Genomic DNA, 19,063 nt, shown 5'->3' with positions numbered 1-19,063 from the left:
CGGTTATTGAGTGTAAACGAATACGACACCAGACCGTGATTCATTTGAAAGAAACCGCAGTGCGCTCTCTGTTTCTTCAAAAATTACATATTGTCATCCGAGAATGTATCGGGCATGGTCTCGAACACAGAATTCATCGCACTCAGTCCATACAATATTAAATACAATTTCAACAACATTACCGTTTACGATTCGACGTTGCGGGACGGAGAACAGATGCCTGGCGTTGCATTCAACGCTGAACAGAAGATTACAATCGCAAAGCTGCTCGATGATGCACACGTTCCGCAGATTGAGGCAGGTTTTCCAGCAGTATCCGAATCCGAGCGTCAAATCATCAAGGAGATCACATCACTTGGTCTGAAAGCAAAAATTCTCGCACTTTCCCGGATTCTGAAAAGCGATATCGACGCAGCAATCGATGCAGGTGTCGATCTCGTATTACTTTTTATTGCAACTTCAGATATCCATCTCAAGTATAAATTGAAAATGAATAAGGAACAAGTACTCAGCAAAGTTGTCGATGCACTTGATTATTGCAGAGAACGGGGCGTTCCAGCTAGCGTTAGCTCCGAGGACAGCATGAGAACAGACCTCAATTTCTTGATCGAATTCATGAGGACTGCCGAAGAAGCTGGTGCTGTAAGATTAGGTATTACAGATACCGTTGGCTGCGCTTCGCCGGAGGCTGTTTCTTTCGTCGTATCTTCAATCGCTTCAAACGTGAAAAAACCTATCTCAATACATCTCCACAACGATTTCGGTCTCGCGCTCGCCAATGCGATTGCTGCCGTTAAAGCTGGAGCGTCGGCCGTAACAACAACCGTGAATGGAATCGGTGAGAGATCGGGTAATGTTCCGCTGGAACAGTTCGTTGCAGTCATGAAATTCATTTATGGCTACGATCTCGGCATCGATTGTACACGGCTCAAGGAACTATCGGACACTGTTGCAAGGTTTTCGAGATGTCAGCTGTCACCGCATCATCCCCTTGTCGGTGAAAATGCCTTTGCGCATGAATCTGGGATTCATGTCGCCGCAATCCTCAACTGCCCTATGACTTATGAATGTATTCCTCCGGAGACTGTCGGGAATCGGAGACGCCTTCTCATGGGCAAACATACAGGGATGACATATGTGAAAAAGCGCCTCGAAGAATTGAAGATCAATGCTACCAATGAGCAAATTCAAAGAATTCTTCAACTCGTTAAAATGATAGGGGAGCAGAAAGGTCGCGTGACCGATGCGGAGTTTGCTCAATTAGTCGAGAAGGTCATCAATGAGGTCAAAATGTAATTCGCACGCCTGATGCATCCCTTCTGAATCTGCCAAATTCCATGAGTGATTCAAGTTCTCTTCTGGAAAAAACAGGCCCTTCTCTACATACCCTTATACCGTTGATCGCGCACGATCCGCATATCCCGATACCACACTTCATGAATCTTTCCAATGAAAACTGGCAATCAACATCATATTTCTTGCAGAGATCGAATAATTGAAAAAGCATCGGTTCGGGACCACATGCCAACACTGAATCATACTTCTTCTTATCCATCATCCTTGCAGCCAGCTCGACGACAGTTCCTTTGAATCCCTTCGTTCCATCATCCGTTGAAATTGCGACATAATTCGAGCATTTCTTTGCTCTTTCTACGAAAACCAGTTCCGTCTCAGTTTTGGCGCCGATTGCGAAATCGACTAAATCTCGTTTCAACGCTTCTGCGGCAGGCATTAGCGACGCGATCCCGTTTCCTCCGCCGACACATAAAACACTCCCCCTGCCGAGTGAAAAACCCCTGCCGTAAGGGCCTCGTACACCTAGCTGGTCGCCAGGACGAAGCGAGCATAGCGCCCTCGTCGCCTCACCAACCTCCTTAACCGTAATGCCCTTGAGACTTCCTATATAAGAAAGGGACATTGGGATCTCGTCAATACCTGGGATCCAAATCATGAGAAACTGACCGGGAAGACATTTTCTTCTCAGAAAGAATCTCAATGTCTTAACGCCATTGGCTTCCGCCACGACTTCCTTAATAGTGACCGCTTTATGAAAACTCATGCGCGACCCCCACGATTTCGCTAATTGCGCTGTATCCCTCCTTTTCTAAGAATCTTCTTAGACCATTGTTTATGTTCCTAAAAACACCCAAACCTCTTTTTCGAACGGCACTACCAATCTGCAATGCGGTCGCCCCTGCCATAAGATATTCAACCGCATCTTTCCACGTTTCTATCCCTCCGACCCCGATAATAGGAATATCAAGGGCATCGTAAAGCTCGTAGACACATCTAATACCGATTGGCTTGATAGCCGGTCCAGATAACCCTCCATATCGATTTGCCAGAACTGGTCGTTTGAAATCGATTGAGATCGACATTGCTTTAACTGTGTTGATCGCGACAACACCGTCACCACCAGCTTCCTCCACAGCCTTTGCGACTTCAATCAATCGATGTGTATTAGGTGTCAATTTTGCGAAAACAGGAATCCGAATTTCATCTTTGATCATCGAGACAATTTTTCTTACAATTTCTGGATCGACCCCAATCTCCATCCCGTAACCCTTTGCATGAGGGCAACTGAGATTGAGCTCAAGCGCTGCAACGCCGTATTCCTCCATTTTCTTGCTCAGATATGCGAATTCTTTTTCATCCGATGCAAAAATGCTTCCGATGATCGGAACGCCGCACCCAAGTGAATCCTTCACCTCCTTTCCAAATTCGTCGATGCCTGGATTTGGTAGGCCCATTGCGTTGATGTAGCCAAACTCCAGCTCGACCACAGTTGGATTAGGATACCCCTCTCTTGGCACACTTCCAATCGACTTCGTCACGACAGCGCCAGCACCAGATTTTGCCGCAGCAATGATGCAACCAGAAGTCTCACTGAGAATACCAGATGCGAGCATTGTGGGATTCGAAAGAACAAGACTTTTTAATTTCGTCTGCAACGAAATCATTCAATTGGGTTATGTTGATCTTGAGATATTAAAATTCATCAATGAATCGAATACAATTCGATTGTTGTCTTTTTAACAATCAAAATATAGGGCAAAGGCGATTGAAGGCAGAAATATGGATGTTTACAAGATACGCAGGGACTTTCCCGTTTACACAGGCAGGGACAACGACCCAATTTATTTCGATAACGCATGTCAAACTCTTCGTCCGAGACAGGTGATTGAAGCCTCAAACGAGTATTATTTGAAGTACCCTGCTTGCGCTGGTCGCAGTGTACATCGCTTCGCGACGGAGGTCTCAATCAAAATCGACGAATCTCGCGAAAAAATTGCAGGGTTCATCAATTCCTCTTCTCCAAAGGAAATTATCTTTACAAAGAATTGCACAGAAGCGCTCAACCTCGTTGCAAAGGGTCTTGACCTGAAAAAAGGCGATATAGTACTAACGACGGACATCGAGCACAACAGTAATCACATTCCCTGGATGCAGGTTGCTAGATCCAAAGGCATCAGGCGTAAATTTGTTGAGACTTCAAAGGATGGGATTTTTGATCTCGAAACATTTAAGGCAATGATGTCAAGAGATGTCAAGGTTGTTAGCTTTGCTCATGCAAATAATGTCGTTGGAACGAGTATTCCAGCGAAAGATGTGACCGAGATAGCGCATGATTATGGGGCAATCGTCATGCTAGATGGAGCACAAGCAGCGCCCCACATGCGAGTCAATGTTAAGGAATTGGATGTGGACTTTTACGCATTCTCGATGCACAAAATGCTTGGCCCAGCGGGCGTCGGTGTACTTTATGGTAAGGAAGATCTTCTTGAAAAGCTCGATCCATTGATCACGGGAGGTGGAGCTGTTAGCACAGCTTCTCTGAATGAGGTTGAGTTTTTGCCTTTGCCAGACAAACTTGAATCAGGCCTCTTGAATTACTCTGGCATAATAGGATCGTCTGTGGCAATCGATTATATCAGTCAAATTGGCCTTGAATCGATTTCAGAGCACGTTTGCAGACTTAACTGCAAAGTAACCGAGGGGCTGCGCAATGATCAAGCAATTGAAATTCTCGGGCCTCTTGATTGCAAGCTGAGAGGTAACATCTTTTCTTTCAACATTAAAGGGCTGAGTTCACATGATGTCGCAATGATGCTTGATCAAATGAAGGGAATCATGATTAGATCCGGCATGCATTGTGCGCATCCATTCTTCTTAAAACGGGGGAGCAGCGGTTGTGCTCGTGCCTCTTTTTACATATACAATACGCTAGAAGAATGCCAGATCTTTGTGGAGACCGTTCAAGAAATTGCTCAAATCTTTTCCAACTGAACGACCAATGTATTTCCATTTTCCCCTGCCATAGTTTTTAGAATGAGAATATCTCCGTAACCGAATCGAAGCATGTCAACAAAATAATCATCTGAGTTTTCATCTTGATCGCCTTTTAAAATAATATTGTCTGGTATGGCCGAAGCAAACTCCATCTCACCAGCAATTAGCTTAATGTACCCTTTCTTGACGATGAGAACGCAATCCGCAGATGGCAATATATTTTTCATGTAGATTTTCTGCTCTGCATATGGATAATTCCTGATATTATAAAACACATCGCATATTTCAGCCAAAGAGTCTTTGATGCTCATCTTTTCCACTTCGGAGTTCATTGAATTGAACATCGAGAGAAAAGAACAGATGATTAAAAAACTGCACAAGCCAACCGCAAAACGCGAAAGCATGAATTCAATCAAGTGATATCACCTCAGCTTGAACAAACCTCGACCGATCGATCTCGACGCAAGAAAGTGACAACTTAATACTGTCGTTCTCGATCACGATTGGTTGACCAGAATTTGAAACAATGGAAATCCTCGGATTGTCGAGAATTATTGTGCCGCAGAGATCGTCATTGATGAAACATTTGATCATCAATGAAGCACTATCGTTTATGCCGCCACCAAATTCCAACCTGCAAACTTGGCCAAAAGTTCCCTTCGGGATTTCAACATTGATTGTTCTCAGGTTTTCTGGCCCAGAAAGATACACTGAATATGCTCCCTTGCGAATCTTTTCCGCTTCAATAATCAGATTTTTCTTAATGACAAGGGTATCGTAGTATTCCGCGTTTTCGATAAGAATAGGCATAGTGAGGGAGAGAATAAGAAAAATAATCATGAGTTTAAGAGGTAGTCCCTCCAGTCCCTTCTTATCGAAGTGTCTCATATCCCTTCACTCAGATATGACAGGTATCGTTAGGCTCGAATCTGTCCCATATCCGCTTTTCGTCACCGTCACAGTTACAAATCCGATTGTCGTACCTCTCTGCGAAAGCGAGAGATCACTGAATTTGACCTTTCCCGAAGCATCCGTCATACCGTGGGCTGTTCTTCCATCTTCAAAGGCAATATTCGTACCTTGCAGGACTACCGATGCGCCTGAAACTGGATCTCCATTTTGATCGACGACGGTGATTGTGAGCGTCAAGTCGCTCTTTTCGTACAATCCGTCGGAATTCTCGTCTGTCAGAATAATTTCACTGGGTGTTGCATAAACAGCGCCGATGCTTTTAGGTGCTTCGAGTCCTGTCATCCAACCAAGGATCACTGTCATCCCGATACCAGCAATGACCACCATCAGGATCAGCTGTAACGGGAGACCCTCAATACCTCCTTCTGCATCATTTCTGATATTTCTGCCCCTGAGTTTCATATTGTTTCACAGAAAGTTGGAGGGGCAGAGAGAATAATAATCGCATCAATACTTTTAATATAACTCCATCAAAGTTCGCAAATCGCTGCTGTCGAAAATCCTGCCAATACATCATGCCGGATTGATTCAACCCAATATCACTTCATCCACTGTGCTGTATATCGATCCCTTTGGTGTCAACACCGATTTCTTCAATCTGATTGACTGTACCACTTCCTTCCCAAATTCTTCTTCACTGTATTGATCGATGAGCTTCTCGATTTTCGTTGATGAAATGATCTCTCGCGCCCTTGCAAGAGTCAAATGTGGACTGAATTCCCTCTTTTCCCTTTCAAATCCAAGTGAGTGCAATTCTTCATCGAGTTTTTTCGCGATAATCGAGAGTTGCTCAGCATTTCTGATTCCAATCCAGATCACACGAATTTTCGTTTTTGATGGGAAAGCACCAGTCCCGATCAGCGAAATTGTGAATGGGCTTAATCCAACTGTTGCTCTTTCAATAATTTTTTTGATGTCTGGAATCAGCGATTCATCAGTATCTCCAAGGAATTTCAAAGTAATATGCACATTTGCTTGATCAACGAGTTTGAGCGATGGTAGTGCGTTCTTCAGTTCTTCAAGAACTTTCGCTATTTTTTCGTTAGCCTTCAGATCGACCGCAATGAAGGCCCTGAATCTCGCCACATCAATCCCCTACGCGCTCGAGAACATTTTCGAAAGCTTTCTTTGTATCCTCATCAAATAACGTGAATTGAATCAACTGCAGACCCGTACCTCTTTTGATGTAATCAATTATCGTGTTTATCATCACCTCGGCAGCCTCATCAATTGAAAAACCACCTACGCCAGTTCCTATGGCAGGAAATGATATGCTCTTGATTCCAAGTTCGTCCGCTCTCTTGAGACTTGCCAACGTACAGGAGGCAATCTTTTTGGCATCTGTTTTCAAATCCTGACCCATACTGGCAGCATGAATCACATACTTGGCCTTTAGCCGGCCTGCCCCAGTAACAATTGCCTCGCCAACTGGAATTGGTCCTTTTGACAATGCTTCCTCCTCAATTTCTTTTCCGCCTTTTTTCTTGATCGCACCAGCTACTCCAGCACCCATCCATAGCATGTTGTTTGCAGCATTGACGATCGCCTCCGTCTCCATCTCGGTGATATCACCTCTCAGTACCCTTACAGTAATCCCATTGATCGTCTTTTGCATGAAAACCTCTATTTTCACCGAAATATGTAAGTGTATCTTTCGCAAAAGACTAGAGGATTTTAATAACTTCCTCTTGAAAGAAAAGAAATGCTTATGTTGAGAAAGTCAATCACAATCAGAGATGACCTACGACCTGATTGTCATTGGAGCAGGACCTGCTGGGTTGACGGCTGGAATTTACGCGCGCTCTCGCAAGTTAAAGACACTGATTCTTGAAGCGGGCAACGCCGGCGGACAGCTAGTTTCTCTTTATCCGGATAAAGGGATCGAGAATTATCCAGGTTGCGTCCTAACACAAGCTGAAAAGCTCGCAAAGAGAATGATAACCCATGCCTTGAGTATGGGCTGTGAGCTTCATGAGAATGAGATGGCTCTTGATATTCTTGAGAAAGACTCACGACTTCTCGTTGTCACGGACAAACGGAAGTACGAAACCAAGGCGGTCATTATCGCCGTTGGTATCGGGCTTTTCAAGCCAAAAAAACTCGGTATTCCGGGAGAGGATCAATTCGAGAATAAAGGGGTTTTTTACAAAATTCCTCATAAGGAAAGCCTCGTCGATAAGCGTGTTCTTTTTGTCGGCGGTGGTAATAGTGCCCTAGAAATGGCTCTCATCGCATCTGAGGTGGCCGAGACATATATTGTGCACCGACGAAATGAGTTCAGAGCTGATGAAGGCGTAGTAGAAAAAGTGAAGCGTTCAAGGATAAAGACAATACTCAACGCCGAACTCGAAGAAATTAAAGGGGATCAAACGGTGAACAGCGTCACTATTAAGGTCGGGGGCGACCAAAAGATGAACCTTGATGTCGACGTAGTTGTCATCAATATTGGCTATACTCCCGATCTTAAAGATATTCAGAGATGGAATGTGGAACTGGAAGATAATCTAATCAAGGTGGACACAGCCATGCGTACCTCGCGGCCAGGAGTATTCGCATGCGGGGATGTCGTTACCTACAGCGGAAAATACAAGCAGATCATCACGGCTTGCGGGGAAGCGGCAACGGCCGCAAACAGCGCATATAAGTATATCATGAAGCCCTATTGGTCATAACTCGTTCTTCAGAGTTTTTTATTTAATTTTGAGTTAATGAATTTAATCGCAAAGAGAACGAGAATAAAAGAAAGAAGCAGACCAAAACCACTTGCAATAATTGAGCTATCGCCGTCGAAGAGTCCTCCTAGGGAAGCGAGCAGGTTAAAGGTCCCATGCATCATCACAGCAAATAGGTAATATGGAATTACCAATTTGCCTTCGAATCTCTTTTTTGCGACGCCATAACCAACAATTGATGTTGCAGAGCCATGCAGGAGTGCTGAAGAGTAGCTGCGCAATAGAGCAACGATCAGGAACATTAAAACTCCTCCCTCAGCCATCGCAACGCTCTCGTAAAGGAGATTTTCTGTCGCGGCAAATCCCAATCCTGTTGCTGCGCCAAAAACGAATCCACTCCTCATTCGCCGCAATTTCATCGACGATTTCAGTACGCCGAGCATTTTTGCAAATTCCTCAGCGAATGGAGCAATGATCACCACTATGACGAGTGACCAGAGTGATGGATTTCTGGAAAAAAATTCGTATTCTCTGAAGACTGGGCTGAGAAGTAAAGTAATGGCGAGGAATTCAATGAAAATGGCGATAACAACGGCTACAATTGCGCCATAGAAAAATAGAATCAAAAGTTGGAGCCAAGATTCCTTTCTACCAGTGCCTGCAGATCTAAACCATGAAAGGAAAATCAGGGAGGGGACGACGGCTGCGAGTGCCAGTATGATCAATTGAAGAATGCCTGTTAATGACACTACTAGCAAAATTACGATCAGATATTTATATGTTAATCATTAAAAAATATGGGAAATGATCTTGGAGAATGATTGAGAATTTTAGCATCGAGAGTTTATGGAATAAATAAAGAAATGGAGGCCTGTAAGGGTCGCTTTGATTTTCAGAGGAAAATTGATTTTACGGCGGCGTGATGGATGATCTCCTTATTTCTTTTCAATTGTGATACAATTGTTGGGGCATTCATCGGCGCAAGAGCCACAATCAAGGCACTTTGACTCGTCAACGATCGCTACATCCTCGACTTCGATGCATTCCTGTGGGCAAACATCAGCGCAGGCTCCACATCCAACACATTCATCCGTGTTCACTTTTGCAACCATAGTGATACCTCTGCGCCCTGTACTCGAAAAGTAGTATAAATTCCTTTTCGTCTGGTCATGTCATGACTACGAGTTGACGTATAGTGATAGATCAGGGAGGACTAACTTTTATTCATAAAGAAAAGAATAAATCCTCTTTAGGACCATTACAACTCTCACTCGTGCGATGACCGGAGACCATTTTTTGTTCTCTTTTAATATGGTTAACATGCTTCTGAGAAAAATCAGAAGTACACGTTAGTTGTTCTGTGATCTATGTGGCAGCCCCTTGATTTAGACACTTGGCTTGAAAGGAGATCTGAAAAATTTGAAGCAGTAAAGACATCCGTGATGGAAATCCTCGAGGCTGTGAAGAACAGGGGCGATAGAGCTCTCATCGAATTCACTGAGAAATTTGATAGAATTAAGATTGATTCGATTGAGGTCAGTAGGCAAGAGCGGAAAAGAGCCCTCGAAAATATTTCACCATCACTGAGGCGAGCACTAGAGATTGCAAAATTACGCATTGAACGATTTCATCAAATGCAGTTGGAATGTCAATCCTGGTTCAAAGAAGTGGATAAGGGGATCTCTCTTGGAGTGAGACTCACTCCATTGAAACGTATCGGTGCATATATCCCAGGTGGAAAAGCGTCTTATCCTTCAACAGCTTTGATGTGCGTCGTTCCTGCAAAAGTTGCTGGTGTGAATGAAATTTGTTGCTGTACACCTCCGCCTGGAAGCGACGCAACGCTCGCTGCGTTTGAAATCGCTGGCGTCGACGAGGTGTATAGAATTGGTGGGGCTCAGGCTATCGCCGCGATGGCATTTGGAACCGAGAGCATAAGGCCGGTTCAAAAGATTGTAGGTCCAGGGAACATTTTTGTAACGGCTGCTAAGCTCCTCGTCATGGATCGAGTTGGAATCGATTTCCCAGCAGGTCCGAGCGACATAGTCGTGGTTGCAGATGAGACCGCAGTTCCACAATTTGTCGCCACTGACCTTATGGCTCAGGCGGAACACGATCCAAATGCAATGTGCATGCTCATTTCGCTCGATAGCGAATTGCCTTCGAATGTAGAACACGCGATGATTGAAATGATCCGAAGTGCGAAGAGAAGGAATATCATTGAGAGTTCCCTTAGGAATATGGGTTTGGTCGTTGTTGGGAATATGGAAGAAGCAGCAATTATTATTGATCGAATCGCTCCCGAGCACCTTTCAATTCAGACGAAGGACCCGATGGCGTTAGTCGGACTGATCCATAATGCTGGCTCTATTTTTATCGGCTCTTATTCTCCAGTTGCTTGTGGTGACTATGCGGCTGGACCGAATCACGTCCTTCCAACAGCTGGTTACGCAAGTTTATACTCCGGTCTTGATGTTCGTCATTTTTGCAAAGCATCATTCATACAGGCCCTTTCTAAAGAGGGCCTAAGCTTGATTGGAGGTGTTGTTGAAGAACTTGCGAAAGCAGAAGGTCTCTATGCGCATGCCGATTCGATCAGGATAAGACTCCGTTGATGCGGCGAAAGAAGAGCCGAGCGATATAGCATGATGCTAGTGGCTTACTACGGCATCGTCGCTAGTTCGTTGGTAGGGTATTTTAAGAAAAATCACTTCTAGGGTTTTATGGTTTATGAAAAATGAATCAAAAACCGAGATGTCAGCTGTTTTAAATCGACCACAGAGAAGCGAAATCACCGAGCACTGTGTTTATATAACGCTCGCTAGAACTTGCAAGAATGAGAATAATCGAAGTATTTTGAGAGAATCGCAAACGATGAATTGACTCATTACAATTTTTTGAGAAAAATACTTAGTAAAGACGCTAATCCAACTAAACTCCTTATCGCAAAGTATTGGTTTCCAGCCAGACTATTCGGTTTAACATTCGCCTTAAAACTGATGGAGAGGAATGAGCGTAGCGCTGAGGAAATTTATAAGGAACTGTGAAGTTCGCTACCTGAGGTCAAAAATATCATCGAAGATGAAGATCGCCACGAAAGCCCTTTGATTTCACTCCTCGACGAAGAGCGATTGAAATATACAGATTCCATTGTTTTGGGTTGGAACGACGCTCTAGTTGAACTCATGGGAACGCTTGCTTGATTCACGCTTGTGTCCGAGAATGCAAGGATCATTGAAATGGCGGACTGATCGCAGGAATTGTCGCTTCCTTTTTGATGGGAATTTCTGAATATCTTTCGACGAAGGCTGAGAGTGATGGTAAAAGTCCAATGAAAGTATAAGGTTATACAACGGTCACCTACATGATGATGGTTTCCTTTCTCATTATTCCATTTCTATTTGTTGACGATATCCTCATGGCACTTTCCGTCACAATTCTTAATGCGGTCATTGTGATTTTCGTTTTTACTTTCGTTCTTACATATTATTTCTTACATCTATATCTCAATCGCAAAAGATCTTCCCTTCAAGAAACGATTTGTTGAGGTGGCTGAATTAAGTCTAGGAATCGCTGCACTCACATTTGCTATCGGCTTCGTTGTGAGAGAATTATTTAACATCAATCTGTAACTAGAGCGACTTTTTTTATACCTTTTTTCAATCTATTCATTAAAATACCTCCAGTCCCATCATTCTGAAGGAAAAGGATGACGATTGGGTTGTTATCATTTGGAACACGAGCAGACCGTGGCTGGGGGGTGAGAGTTCGCTCTCTCATCCAGATGATTTCATCCTTTTCACCGGTGGAAATTTTTCATATTGAAGATGATACAATTGAAACAATGGGAAATAAAAAACTGCCGTCGATTCTTGATGGTATCGAGAATGTTCGTTCGACGCACATTGAGGCACTCGAAGGTGTAAGGACCAAGATCTCGAGGTTATTTAATTATTATAGAAATGATTGTGTAAAGATTTCCCCGAGAGTGTTAAAGAAAATAGAAGCGGTTGGAACCTTTCAAGTCGAGAGCTTGGATCTGTTTTTTCTTGCGAACTCATTAAATAAGCGTAAAAAACCAGTAATATTGGACGAACACAATGTATATTGGAATCTCCTAAGGTACGGAATGTTCGATTCGCCATTTTTCAGAGGGATGATTGGCAGAAGTCGATCGGTCCGAAAAGTAATGGCGTCCTGGCTACTAGACAGAGCAAAGGGATTTGAACTTCGATGTCTAAATGCGGCAGACGCCGTTTTTGTGACGTCCGAGGTCGATAAAGGGTACATGATTTCTGCAAATCCTGAGTTGGAAGGAAAGATAACAGTGATACCCAATTGTATCGATGTTTCCGAATACCCCTTTTGTGATTCTGAGGAAACGGGTGAAGAAACCAAGAATGTCGTTTTCATCGGCAGATTGGATTATTCTCCAAACCTTGATGCCATTTCGACAATTCTAAATGAAATAGCACCGCGATTTGATCGGACCATTCGATTCCAGATTGTCGGAGGTCCGGTTCCAAAAACAGAGCATAATCAAGAAAATGTTGATTTCTTGGGAATCGTTCCGGATATCAAACAAGTTTTGAGAAATGCGGATGTTTGTATCGCACCTCTTCGTTTCGGGAGCGGAACTCGTATAAAGATCCTGGAATACTTCGCAATGGGCAAGCCTGTTGTTTCAACTTCGATTGGGTGCGAAGGCTTAATGGTGGAAAACCGTCGTAATATTATGATTGCGGACGACATCAATACGTTTGTTGACTCAATTAGAGAATTGCTCGAAAATCGTCAGCTTGCTCGCGGCCTTGGCAGGGAGGGAAGACGTCTCGTCAAGGAAAAATATGATTGGCGATTGTTTGTACCTTCTGTACGATCCATTTATCAGTCGCTCGGGGTTCTGGGACAATAAATTTAAGATTCTCTCCCTCAATATACTTGTATCATGAAAGTTTTCACGCAAGATGAGTTAAAGGAATTCAATGGCAAAAATGGAAAGCCGGCATACGTCGCCGTTAAAGGTAAGGTTTATGACGTTACGAAGAGCACATTGTGGGAAGACGGAGAACATCAATTTGAACATTATGCTGGCAAAGATCTCACGAACGAGATTGGCGATGCACCCCACGATGAGGATGTTCTTGAACGTTTTCCTATTGTGGGCACATTAAAGGAAGACTGATCATATCTGCGGACTTTCGGAAATGAAGATGTCGAAGTCGCCATATCTAAAAGGAGAATTTCCAATGATTAATCGAGAACTAATCAACTCAAATGAGGGGAATTTCCCCTTCATTCCCTATCAGATTTTAATCGATCTGAATGCTTCGACCTTTGTCCTTTTTAGTGGCCTCTGCAATTGATTCGACTTCTTTTTTCTCCTTTTCCATCGCCTCTTCAAGTGATCTCAATTCCTTTTTGAGTTCCTCTGGTGTCGGTATCGGACCGAGGATATCGTCCACCTTCCCGACTGCCTTTTCTATATCCTCAATTTTGCTCGCATCTCTTGGCGGCGTTTGTCTTGCCATACCCAGATATTCAGACGCGCCTTCGACGAGTCTTGTCAGCTCAAACGGCAGGATGAATTTTGTCGCAGGTCCGCTCCCTAACGCCTTCAGTGTATCGAGAGAAAGAACAGTCAACGCTTTTGAATCAAGTGGTGTCGCTCCTAGAGACAGAATTCGAAGCTTTTGGGCTTCTCCCTGGCTTCGTAGAATCGTTGCGAGCCTCTCCCCTTCCGCCTCAAGAATTTTCGCCTGCCTGAGACCTTCTGCCTGCAGAATCCTCGCTCGCTTTTCTCCTTCAGCGTTGAGGATGGCTGCCTTTTTTTGACCATCTGCTTTCAAAATGGCAGCCCGTCTCAGTCTCTCGGCCGACGTTTGCTCTTCCATTGCCTCTTTGACTTTACCAGCCGGATCGACTTCCCTAATCTCGACTGCTTCGACCTTTACGCCCCATTTGTCCGTTGCCTCATCGAGAACGTCTCTCAGGTGGAGATTGATCTTCTCTCTGTTCGAAAGGATCTCATCAAGTTCCATGTCTCCGATGATCGATCTCAATGTCGTCTGTGCGAGATAGATCGTTGCCATTCGGTAGTTAGTCACCTGGAAGAACGCTTTGGTAGGATCAATGACCTTGATGTAAATGATAGCATCGACGTTTGTAGGGGAGTTGTCTTTCGTAATAACCTCTTGCCTGGGAACATCCAATACCTGTGTTCTCAGATCGATCTTGACAACTTCATTAATCAGTGGAGTCACATAATTAAAACCCTGGTTGAGCACCCTCACGAACCGACCGAGCCTCATGTAAATGGCCTGTTCATAAGGTCTCACAATTTTGATGCCACTTGCAAGAATTCCTATCGCCGTAAAAATCGCGAGCAACAAAAGCGACAGTATCACCGCGCTCATTACATCCATTTTGCTTGCCCCCAATTCTTGAATTTCTCAAAAATCTCCATCAGGTCACCTTCTTTCCTGTCTCATTGATTGATGCCTTTTCATCGACCAATTCCTCAACAAATACATGAACTCCTTCGCTGTTCTTAACAATGACGCGCGTCCCGACAGGTATAGTTTTTGATGCGGTCGCACTCCAAATATCATTTTGGATTCGTACCTTTCCTCGTAGATTATCTGGTGTAACCTCTCTCACGACGATACCAGTCGCACCAATTAGCGAAGTCGCAACCGTCGTTTCGGGAGGTGCTGGGGGAGCCAATTTCTGATAGAGTTTGATTGTGACAAGCGTTGTGGGAATGAGAACGATGACTGCTGCAACAGGTGCCCACCAGCTCAGCAACCATTCCGGAGACACCAAACCGATCCCGCCGAGAACGATCAGGACAGTGGCTGGAACGAGGATGAAAGACCCTGGAGAAGCAGCTTCGGCAATTAGCATAATGATGCCGATAATAATAAATGCAAGTGCCAGTATGGTGCCTAGAGACATCAACATTATAATTGCGGTTGATGTATTTGGACTTATGTCTGATCAGTAATTTGGAATTTAATTGGAATGAATTACATCGAATTCCAAATTTCTTTTCATGGATTTATGTCTCACTCACTTCAGATAGCGAGGACAGGACCAGAAGAAGTTTTAACGAATGGAAGATAAATGATCCTTTCGTCTTTCACAGAAAGAGAATAATCGAGATACTGAAGAACCCCTGGTTTTTCGGCTTCAATCGTCACGACGACAAAATCTGCAAGTTCGCGCGCCTCTTCTTTCGTCAAAAGTACAGGAATTCGCGCAACACCGCCAAAATTCATTGTTGTTCGATAATGAGGTGGATTTAGCGTGAGGCGTGTGGAGAGTATTTTAAAATCTTCTAGACTAATATCGAAGGCAGGAATAAACACGAAGAGCGCTCCTGAATCTCTATCGCCCTTAATCCATTGGGCAAGACGGAAGAAAGACCCTCCTTCAACATTCTTTGATCTGATAGAGAAATCGCAGTAAAGCCGCCAAAAGGGCATATACATTCTCTCGCCTGCGCCGCCCGAAGCGAACTCAGCAATCTCGTAATCGATTCTCTCGATACCATGATTCCTCGTATGCATCATTCCACAGTTATCGCAGAGAAAAACACTTTCTTTGTTTTTCATGCGGATTGGCGTCCCGCACGAGGGGCATTTGACCTGCACGATTTTCATCTGTACACCCTCTGAAATTTCCTCGTGACTTCGGAAATCTCCTTCATCACTTCGCCTGGTGAATACGACCTCTCGCTAAAATCGCCGACAATGATCTCAGAACCTCGCCTGAAGAAACGATAGAATGCATAAAGAATGGCGAGACCTGCTCCAATCGCAGCGAGCGCGATGCCGGGGTCCGCCTGTGAAATCAAGATTCCCGCTGCCGCGATCAAACCCCCAATGGATGCCCCGGCAGTCGCGGCGAGACTTTGAAATATCGGATCACCTGGTGCCCTGCCAGAAATGATTCTACCAGTCACACCGTCAATCGTGCAAACATACATGCGATCTCGATATTCGTAACGAACAACCCAAATTGGATAATAAACAAGAAAAATTCTCTTCGGGAGAACATGAAGCCGTTCAAAGGTGATTTCTGTCAATCGAGTGCTATCACGCGCCCTAGAGAAGGCATCTTCCTTTGCGTGCTGCAATGCATCATCTTTGCTCGTTGTTGATTCAAAAGTTGGTATCATTTCGAAATCCTCAAAACTCGTCTCACCAGACAAATTCTTCATATTTCGTATGCCCAAATCTCCCGGATCGCAGGCGATCTCGGTGAAAGCGTATTCTTTCAGGATCATGATTTCCCTTGGAATTCGCTCTCTATGCACATTTCCCTTTGAATCAGTGTGAATATGCTCCTCATATCCACAAATCCATCCTGCGATCTTCAGATCAATATTCCAGAAAGGAAGATAAATTGCGTAGCATTCAACGATCTTGCCCAATTTTTTCAGATCTCTTGCTTTGAATCCTTCAGACCACCAGCGTTTCGATTCTACTAGGGCACCGTCTTTTGTGATTTTATTTTTAAAAGCGATAGTATAAACGCCGCTATCGCCTTCGACAAAGAGCGTCGAACCACAGTACTCACAAATCACAACATTTCCGCCTTCGCCGATGCTGATTGCCCCGCCGCAGGCCGGACAATTAAGGCTAATCGTGATGTCCATAATCACATTCTCCTTGCCACTACCAATGCAGCAAGAAATACACCGATAAGAGTGGCTCCCATCAACATGAGTGCGATCGGAAGATTGAATGCCGCGAGAAGCCCCTCACCGACAAATGCGACAAACCCTGCTATTGCAACAAGCATGTAACCCATCGAACTTCGAGCCGGGAAAATCGACGAAAAGACCTCACCAGATGACCCGTCTATTACTACATCATATTTCTTTCCATCAAAGATGTAATCGATTTTCCATATTGGAAAGAAAACAAGCGCTTGTTCCACACGCTCTCCGGGAAGGTTATTGAGATACGACAACATTTCAATATCTGGATTGATCAATTCTGCGCCTCCCTTGTCGAACGACGAATCGAAAATTTTCAGATCCCCTGCAGGGATTTTTAACCGATGTAATCCTGGCAATGTTGTGGATGCAGCTGGCTCAACAAACACCTGCTCCCTGCCATTAATTTTTCTTTTAAACATGTAAACGGGGAAATATGCGTTTTTAACCGACGCGATCTCCGCTTTTCTGTCGAGATCCTTGGCTCTCGAAGGCCCTGCAGCCCACCGTCTGAAAATGCCGATCGCATCATTTTCCCTGACTGCGAAGGGAATGATATAATAAAATCCTGCGCCAGACCTGTCAATATATATTTCCGATCTGCAAAAAGCGCATTTCGTGAATTTTGTTCCAGCGTCGATCGCAACCGCAGCGCCACACTTCGGACACTTGACTGATGCCATTGATGTCGCCCTTATAATTTGATTTTAACTGTTCATAACGGCTTGCCACATTCTGGGCAGAACTTCGAGGTAACAGGAACGTCAGCGCCACAGTTCCCGCATTTCTTCGTCGATGAAATGTTAGCGCCGCATGAGGGGCAGAACTTGGAACCAGGAGGTACATCAGCTCTGCAATTAGGACACTTTGAAGTCCGAGCTCCCGTTAACGGCGATCCACATTCGGCGCAAAATTTGTTAGTGGCAAGGTTTTGAGCGCCACATCTCGGACATTGGATGGTAGCTTGCGGAGGTGCAGCAGGTGGAACCTGTTGTGCCTGGCGCATCGAGTCAAGCATCGTCCATCCCATCCCAATCCCCGCTCCCACGCCTACTCCCGCTCCAGCCGCGCCGCCAGAGGGATTCTGCGCAGCCTCGCGCATCGCCTGTCCGGTCTGATATTGAATATAATTAGCACCGAGCACTTGCATAGAGGATCTCGTATCGACGGCTTTCTGCACTTCTTCTGGTAGCGAAATATAAAGTCCCGATATTTTATCGATGAGAATGCCATAGAGATCGAAATGATCCTTCGATCTGGAAAGGATGACTTGTTCAATTGTCGTCAGGTTGCTTGCAATATCGGCGACGCCCAAACCCTGGTTTTTCATATCGCCCAGAACATCGTATACGAGGATGACAACTTGTTCCTTAATTCTCTCTTCAACCTCGGCACTCGTTGCAAAGTTGAGCGTACCTACAAACTGATTCACGAAATTCGCGGGTGATGATATTTTGTACCGAAACTCCCCAAAAACCCTGAGATTGACAAGACCGAATTCTTTATCTCTGAATGGGTACGGCTGTTTGCTTCCGAATTTACCATCGAAAACTCTCTTCTGAAGATAAATGACCTCAGCTTGCTGCTGTACACCTGAAAGAAGTTTCACGATCGGCCCTACGACGGGCGCGTTGATCGATGTGAGCGCGTACCGATCGGGGCGATCAATATACGCGAGTACTTTTCCGTCTCGGAAGAAAACTGCTATTTCATCTTCCCTCACAACGATGTTGTCGTTAAATCGGATGTTTCTGGGCATCCTGAACATGATATTATTTCTCTTGTCGGCGTCTTCCCACTTGAATGTTTCAGCACCGATGATACTCATTGATTACACCTCAGTACCCTCAACGATTCTAAGGCGCCTGCGAAATTGATCTTCAAAATCGCCAGCCTTGAACTTAATATCCGCGATCATTTTTCCAACCTTCTGCGTGTCTCCATTCGCCGCTCCCTCTCTCAAATCATCAATATCAGCAGATATCGATGATTGCAATTCTAGCATCCTCAAATCGTATTCGTAAAGCATGTTGAGTTCCTCTTCGTGTATTGTGACGTCCGAGACAAGACCTGAATATCCTGTTTCCGCATGAGAAATCAATCCTTCGAGCTTCTTGAAGTGGTTAATAAGCCCTCCAATTCCATCAAGTATCTCAAAAGATTGGTGTTGCGCGAGAATCGATCTGCATTCTTCGAGCTGTTTTCGCTGCTTGGCGAACTTGTCGGCCAGCTGTGCCCTCAACATCCTGTCCGCGTCTCTGAGATCTTCCCGAAATCTGTAGCCTCTAAAGCCCGGAATATAGCTTTGAATTCTTTTGAGGAGGCCGCGATCTTCTTCAACCTTCCTCCGGATGTCAGTCATCTTTTTTTCTCCTGTATAATAAGCAAATTATCGAAGTTTTAG

General features: G+C 44.6%; 22 protein-coding genes. 6 read left to right on the top strand and 16 right to left on the bottom strand.

The window, feature by feature from the left end; all coding sequences use genetic code 11:
* Positions 1 to 114: 114 nt before the first annotated feature.
* On the top strand, positions 115 to 1,296 hold the full coding sequence (aksA, locus tag H5T41_01860; GenBank protein MBC7107530.1) for a homoaconitate hydratase: 1,182 nt from the start codon (positions 115 to 117) through the stop codon (positions 1,294 to 1,296).
* Here the strand turns inward: aksA and H5T41_01855 are convergent.
* Together H5T41_01855 and H5T41_01850 are read right to left on the bottom strand one after the other, a co-directional pair.
* Positions 1,286 to 2,059 (bottom strand): dihydroorotate dehydrogenase electron transfer subunit, encoded by a 774-nt coding sequence (locus tag H5T41_01855; GenBank protein MBC7107529.1) that lies wholly within the window; start codon positions 2,057 to 2,059, stop codon positions 1,286 to 1,288. The genes aksA and H5T41_01855 overlap by 11 nt on opposite strands.
* Positions 2,046 to 2,957, bottom strand: coding sequence for a dihydroorotate dehydrogenase (locus H5T41_01850; GenBank protein ID MBC7107528.1), 912 nt, complete (start codon positions 2,955 to 2,957; stop codon positions 2,046 to 2,048). The genes H5T41_01855 and H5T41_01850 overlap by 14 nt, the downstream gene beginning before the upstream one ends.
* A 118-nt stretch (positions 2,958 to 3,075) precedes the next feature.
* On the opposite strand from H5T41_01850, the gene H5T41_01845 reads away from it, so the two are divergent.
* Positions 3,076 to 4,287, top strand: a complete 1,212-nt coding sequence (locus H5T41_01845; protein ID MBC7107527.1) for a cysteine desulfurase — start codon at positions 3,076 to 3,078, stop codon at positions 4,285 to 4,287.
* On the opposite strand, the gene H5T41_01840 is transcribed toward H5T41_01845, so the two are convergent.
* From H5T41_01840 to H5T41_01820, 5 genes are all read right to left on the bottom strand, one after another.
* Positions 4,269 to 4,622, bottom strand: coding sequence for a hypothetical protein (locus tag H5T41_01840; GenBank protein ID MBC7107526.1), 354 nt, complete (start codon positions 4,620 to 4,622; stop codon positions 4,269 to 4,271). The two genes, H5T41_01845 and H5T41_01840, sit on opposite strands and share 19 nt — an antisense overlap.
* Before the next feature lie 76 nt (positions 4,623 to 4,698).
* Positions 4,699 to 5,178 (bottom strand): hypothetical protein, encoded by a 480-nt coding sequence (locus H5T41_01835; protein MBC7107525.1) that lies wholly within the window; start codon positions 5,176 to 5,178, stop codon positions 4,699 to 4,701.
* A 6-nt stretch (positions 5,179 to 5,184) separates the two neighbouring features.
* Positions 5,185 to 5,664, bottom strand: a complete 480-nt coding sequence (locus H5T41_01830) for a hypothetical protein (GenBank protein MBC7107524.1) — start codon at positions 5,662 to 5,664, stop codon at positions 5,185 to 5,187.
* Positions 5,665 to 5,790: 126 nt separating this feature from the next.
* Positions 5,791 to 6,348 carry an RNA 2',3'-cyclic phosphodiesterase gene (gene thpR, locus H5T41_01825; protein MBC7107523.1) on the bottom strand — a complete coding sequence of 186 codons (558 nt, stop codon included), beginning with the start codon at positions 6,346 to 6,348 and terminating at the stop codon, positions 5,791 to 5,793.
* A gap of 1 nt (position 6,349) precedes the next feature.
* Positions 6,350 to 6,877, bottom strand: a complete 528-nt coding sequence (locus H5T41_01820; GenBank protein ID MBC7107522.1) for a macro domain-containing protein — start codon at positions 6,875 to 6,877, stop codon at positions 6,350 to 6,352.
* 121 nt (positions 6,878 to 6,998) lie between these two features.
* Between H5T41_01820 and H5T41_01815 the strand changes: the two genes are divergently transcribed.
* A complete protein-coding gene (locus H5T41_01815; GenBank protein ID MBC7107521.1) occupies positions 6,999 to 7,934 on the top strand; it encodes an NAD(P)/FAD-dependent oxidoreductase in 936 nt (311 codons plus the stop codon).
* 8 nt (positions 7,935 to 7,942) lie between these two features.
* On the opposite strand, the gene H5T41_01810 is transcribed toward H5T41_01815, so the two are convergent.
* Complete coding sequence (locus H5T41_01810; protein ID MBC7107520.1) at positions 7,943 to 8,692, bottom strand: PrsW family intramembrane metalloprotease; 750 nt, start codon at positions 8,690 to 8,692, stop codon at positions 7,943 to 7,945.
* A gap of 177 nt (positions 8,693 to 8,869) precedes the next feature.
* Positions 8,870 to 9,046, bottom strand: a complete 177-nt coding sequence (locus H5T41_01805) for a 4Fe-4S binding protein (GenBank protein ID MBC7107519.1) — start codon at positions 9,044 to 9,046, stop codon at positions 8,870 to 8,872.
* Positions 9,047 to 9,301: 255 nt separating this feature from the next.
* On the opposite strand from H5T41_01805, the gene hisD reads away from it, so the two are divergent.
* The 3 genes from hisD to H5T41_01790 all read left to right on the top strand — a co-directional run bounded on the left by hisD (position 9,302) and on the right by H5T41_01790 (position 13,119).
* Positions 9,302 to 10,549: a histidinol dehydrogenase gene (gene hisD / locus H5T41_01800; GenBank protein ID MBC7107518.1), complete on the top strand. Its 1,248-nt coding sequence runs from the start codon at positions 9,302 to 9,304 to the stop codon at positions 10,547 to 10,549.
* 1,094 nt (positions 10,550 to 11,643) lie between these two features.
* Entirely contained in the window at positions 11,644 to 12,849 is a 1,206-nt protein-coding gene (locus H5T41_01795) for a glycosyltransferase family 4 protein (GenBank protein ID MBC7107517.1), read from the top strand.
* Positions 12,850 to 12,882: 33 nt separating this feature from the next.
* Positions 12,883 to 13,119, top strand: a complete 237-nt coding sequence (locus H5T41_01790; GenBank protein ID MBC7107516.1) for a cytochrome B5 — start codon at positions 12,883 to 12,885, stop codon at positions 13,117 to 13,119.
* 127 nt (positions 13,120 to 13,246) lie between these two features.
* On the opposite strand, the gene H5T41_01785 is transcribed toward H5T41_01790, so the two are convergent.
* The 7 genes from H5T41_01785 to H5T41_01755 all read right to left on the bottom strand — a co-directional run bounded on the left by H5T41_01785 (position 13,247) and on the right by H5T41_01755 (position 19,021).
* A complete protein-coding gene (locus H5T41_01785; protein MBC7107515.1) occupies positions 13,247 to 14,359 on the bottom strand; it encodes an SPFH/Band 7/PHB domain protein in 1,113 nt (370 codons plus the stop codon).
* 40 nt (positions 14,360 to 14,399) lie between these two features.
* Positions 14,400 to 14,891: an NfeD family protein gene (locus H5T41_01780; protein MBC7107514.1), complete on the bottom strand. Its 492-nt coding sequence runs from the start codon at positions 14,889 to 14,891 to the stop codon at positions 14,400 to 14,402.
* Positions 14,892 to 15,010: 119 nt separating this feature from the next.
* The gene (locus tag H5T41_01775; protein ID MBC7107513.1) at positions 15,011 to 15,598 is read right to left on the bottom strand and encodes a hypothetical protein; all 588 of its coding nucleotides are present in this window, start codon (positions 15,596 to 15,598) and stop codon (positions 15,011 to 15,013) included.
* On the bottom strand, positions 15,595 to 16,596 hold the full coding sequence (locus tag H5T41_01770) for a hypothetical protein (GenBank protein ID MBC7107512.1): 1,002 nt from the start codon (positions 16,594 to 16,596) through the stop codon (positions 15,595 to 15,597). The genes H5T41_01775 and H5T41_01770 overlap by 4 nt, the downstream gene beginning before the upstream one ends.
* A 2-nt stretch (positions 16,597 to 16,598) precedes the next feature.
* The gene (locus H5T41_01765) at positions 16,599 to 17,342 is read right to left on the bottom strand and encodes a zinc ribbon domain-containing protein (protein MBC7107511.1); all 744 of its coding nucleotides are present in this window, start codon (positions 17,340 to 17,342) and stop codon (positions 16,599 to 16,601) included.
* A 32-nt stretch (positions 17,343 to 17,374) separates the two neighbouring features.
* Positions 17,375 to 18,487, bottom strand: a complete 1,113-nt coding sequence (locus tag H5T41_01760) for an SPFH domain-containing protein (protein MBC7107510.1) — start codon at positions 18,485 to 18,487, stop codon at positions 17,375 to 17,377.
* A 3-nt stretch (positions 18,488 to 18,490) separates the two neighbouring features.
* Positions 18,491 to 19,021 carry a hypothetical protein gene (locus tag H5T41_01755; protein ID MBC7107509.1) on the bottom strand — a complete coding sequence of 177 codons (531 nt, stop codon included), beginning with the start codon at positions 19,019 to 19,021 and terminating at the stop codon, positions 18,491 to 18,493.
* Between the last annotated feature and the right edge of the window lie 42 nt (positions 19,022 to 19,063).

The sequence above is a fragment of the Methanomassiliicoccales archaeon genome, assembly GCA_014361295.1.
Lineage (GTDB): Archaea > Thermoplasmatota > Thermoplasmata > Methanomassiliicoccales > JACIVX01 > JACIVX01.
This window is presented reverse-complemented; position numbering and strand designations above follow the sequence as displayed.

Excerpts from the sequence above, each read along its gene's own strand:
- aksA (MBC7107530.1), top strand. The coding sequence starts at position 115 with ATGGTCTCGAACACAGAATTCATCGCACTCAGTCCATACAATATTAAA.
- H5T41_01855 (MBC7107529.1), bottom strand. The coding sequence starts at position 2,059 with ATGAGTTTTCATAAAGCGGTCACTATTAAGGAAGTCGTGGCGGAAGCC.
- H5T41_01845 (MBC7107527.1), top strand. The coding sequence starts at position 3,076 with ATGGATGTTTACAAGATACGCAGGGACTTTCCCGTTTACACAGGCAGG.
- H5T41_01840 (MBC7107526.1), bottom strand. The coding sequence starts at position 4,622 with ATGAACTCCGAAGTGGAAAAGATGAGCATCAAAGACTCTTTGGCTGAA.
- H5T41_01835 (MBC7107525.1), bottom strand. The coding sequence starts at position 5,178 with ATGAGACACTTCGATAAGAAGGGACTGGAGGGACTACCTCTTAAACTC.
- H5T41_01830 (MBC7107524.1), bottom strand. The coding sequence starts at position 5,664 with ATGAAACTCAGGGGCAGAAATATCAGAAATGATGCAGAAGGAGGTATT.
- H5T41_01820 (MBC7107522.1), bottom strand. The coding sequence starts at position 6,877 with ATGCAAAAGACGATCAATGGGATTACTGTAAGGGTACTGAGAGGTGAT.
- H5T41_01815 (MBC7107521.1), top strand. The coding sequence starts at position 6,999 with ATGACCTACGACCTGATTGTCATTGGAGCAGGACCTGCTGGGTTGACG.
- H5T41_01805 (MBC7107519.1), bottom strand. The coding sequence starts at position 9,046 with ATGGTTGCAAAAGTGAACACGGATGAATGTGTTGGATGTGGAGCCTGC.
- hisD (MBC7107518.1), top strand. The coding sequence starts at position 9,302 with ATGTGGCAGCCCCTTGATTTAGACACTTGGCTTGAAAGGAGATCTGAA.
- H5T41_01795 (MBC7107517.1), top strand. The coding sequence starts at position 11,644 with ATGACGATTGGGTTGTTATCATTTGGAACACGAGCAGACCGTGGCTGG.
- H5T41_01790 (MBC7107516.1), top strand. The coding sequence starts at position 12,883 with ATGAAAGTTTTCACGCAAGATGAGTTAAAGGAATTCAATGGCAAAAAT.
- H5T41_01785 (MBC7107515.1), bottom strand. The coding sequence starts at position 14,359 with ATGGATGTAATGAGCGCGGTGATACTGTCGCTTTTGTTGCTCGCGATT.
- H5T41_01780 (MBC7107514.1), bottom strand. The coding sequence starts at position 14,891 with ATGTCTCTAGGCACCATACTGGCACTTGCATTTATTATTATCGGCATC.
- H5T41_01775 (MBC7107513.1), bottom strand. The coding sequence starts at position 15,598 with ATGAAAATCGTGCAGGTCAAATGCCCCTCGTGCGGGACGCCAATCCGC.
- H5T41_01770 (MBC7107512.1), bottom strand. The coding sequence starts at position 16,596 with ATGGACATCACGATTAGCCTTAATTGTCCGGCCTGCGGCGGGGCAATC.
- H5T41_01765 (MBC7107511.1), bottom strand. The coding sequence starts at position 17,342 with ATGGCATCAGTCAAGTGTCCGAAGTGTGGCGCTGCGGTTGCGATCGAC.
- H5T41_01760 (MBC7107510.1), bottom strand. The coding sequence starts at position 18,487 with ATGAGTATCATCGGTGCTGAAACATTCAAGTGGGAAGACGCCGACAAG.
- H5T41_01755 (MBC7107509.1), bottom strand. The coding sequence starts at position 19,021 with ATGACTGACATCCGGAGGAAGGTTGAAGAAGATCGCGGCCTCCTCAAA.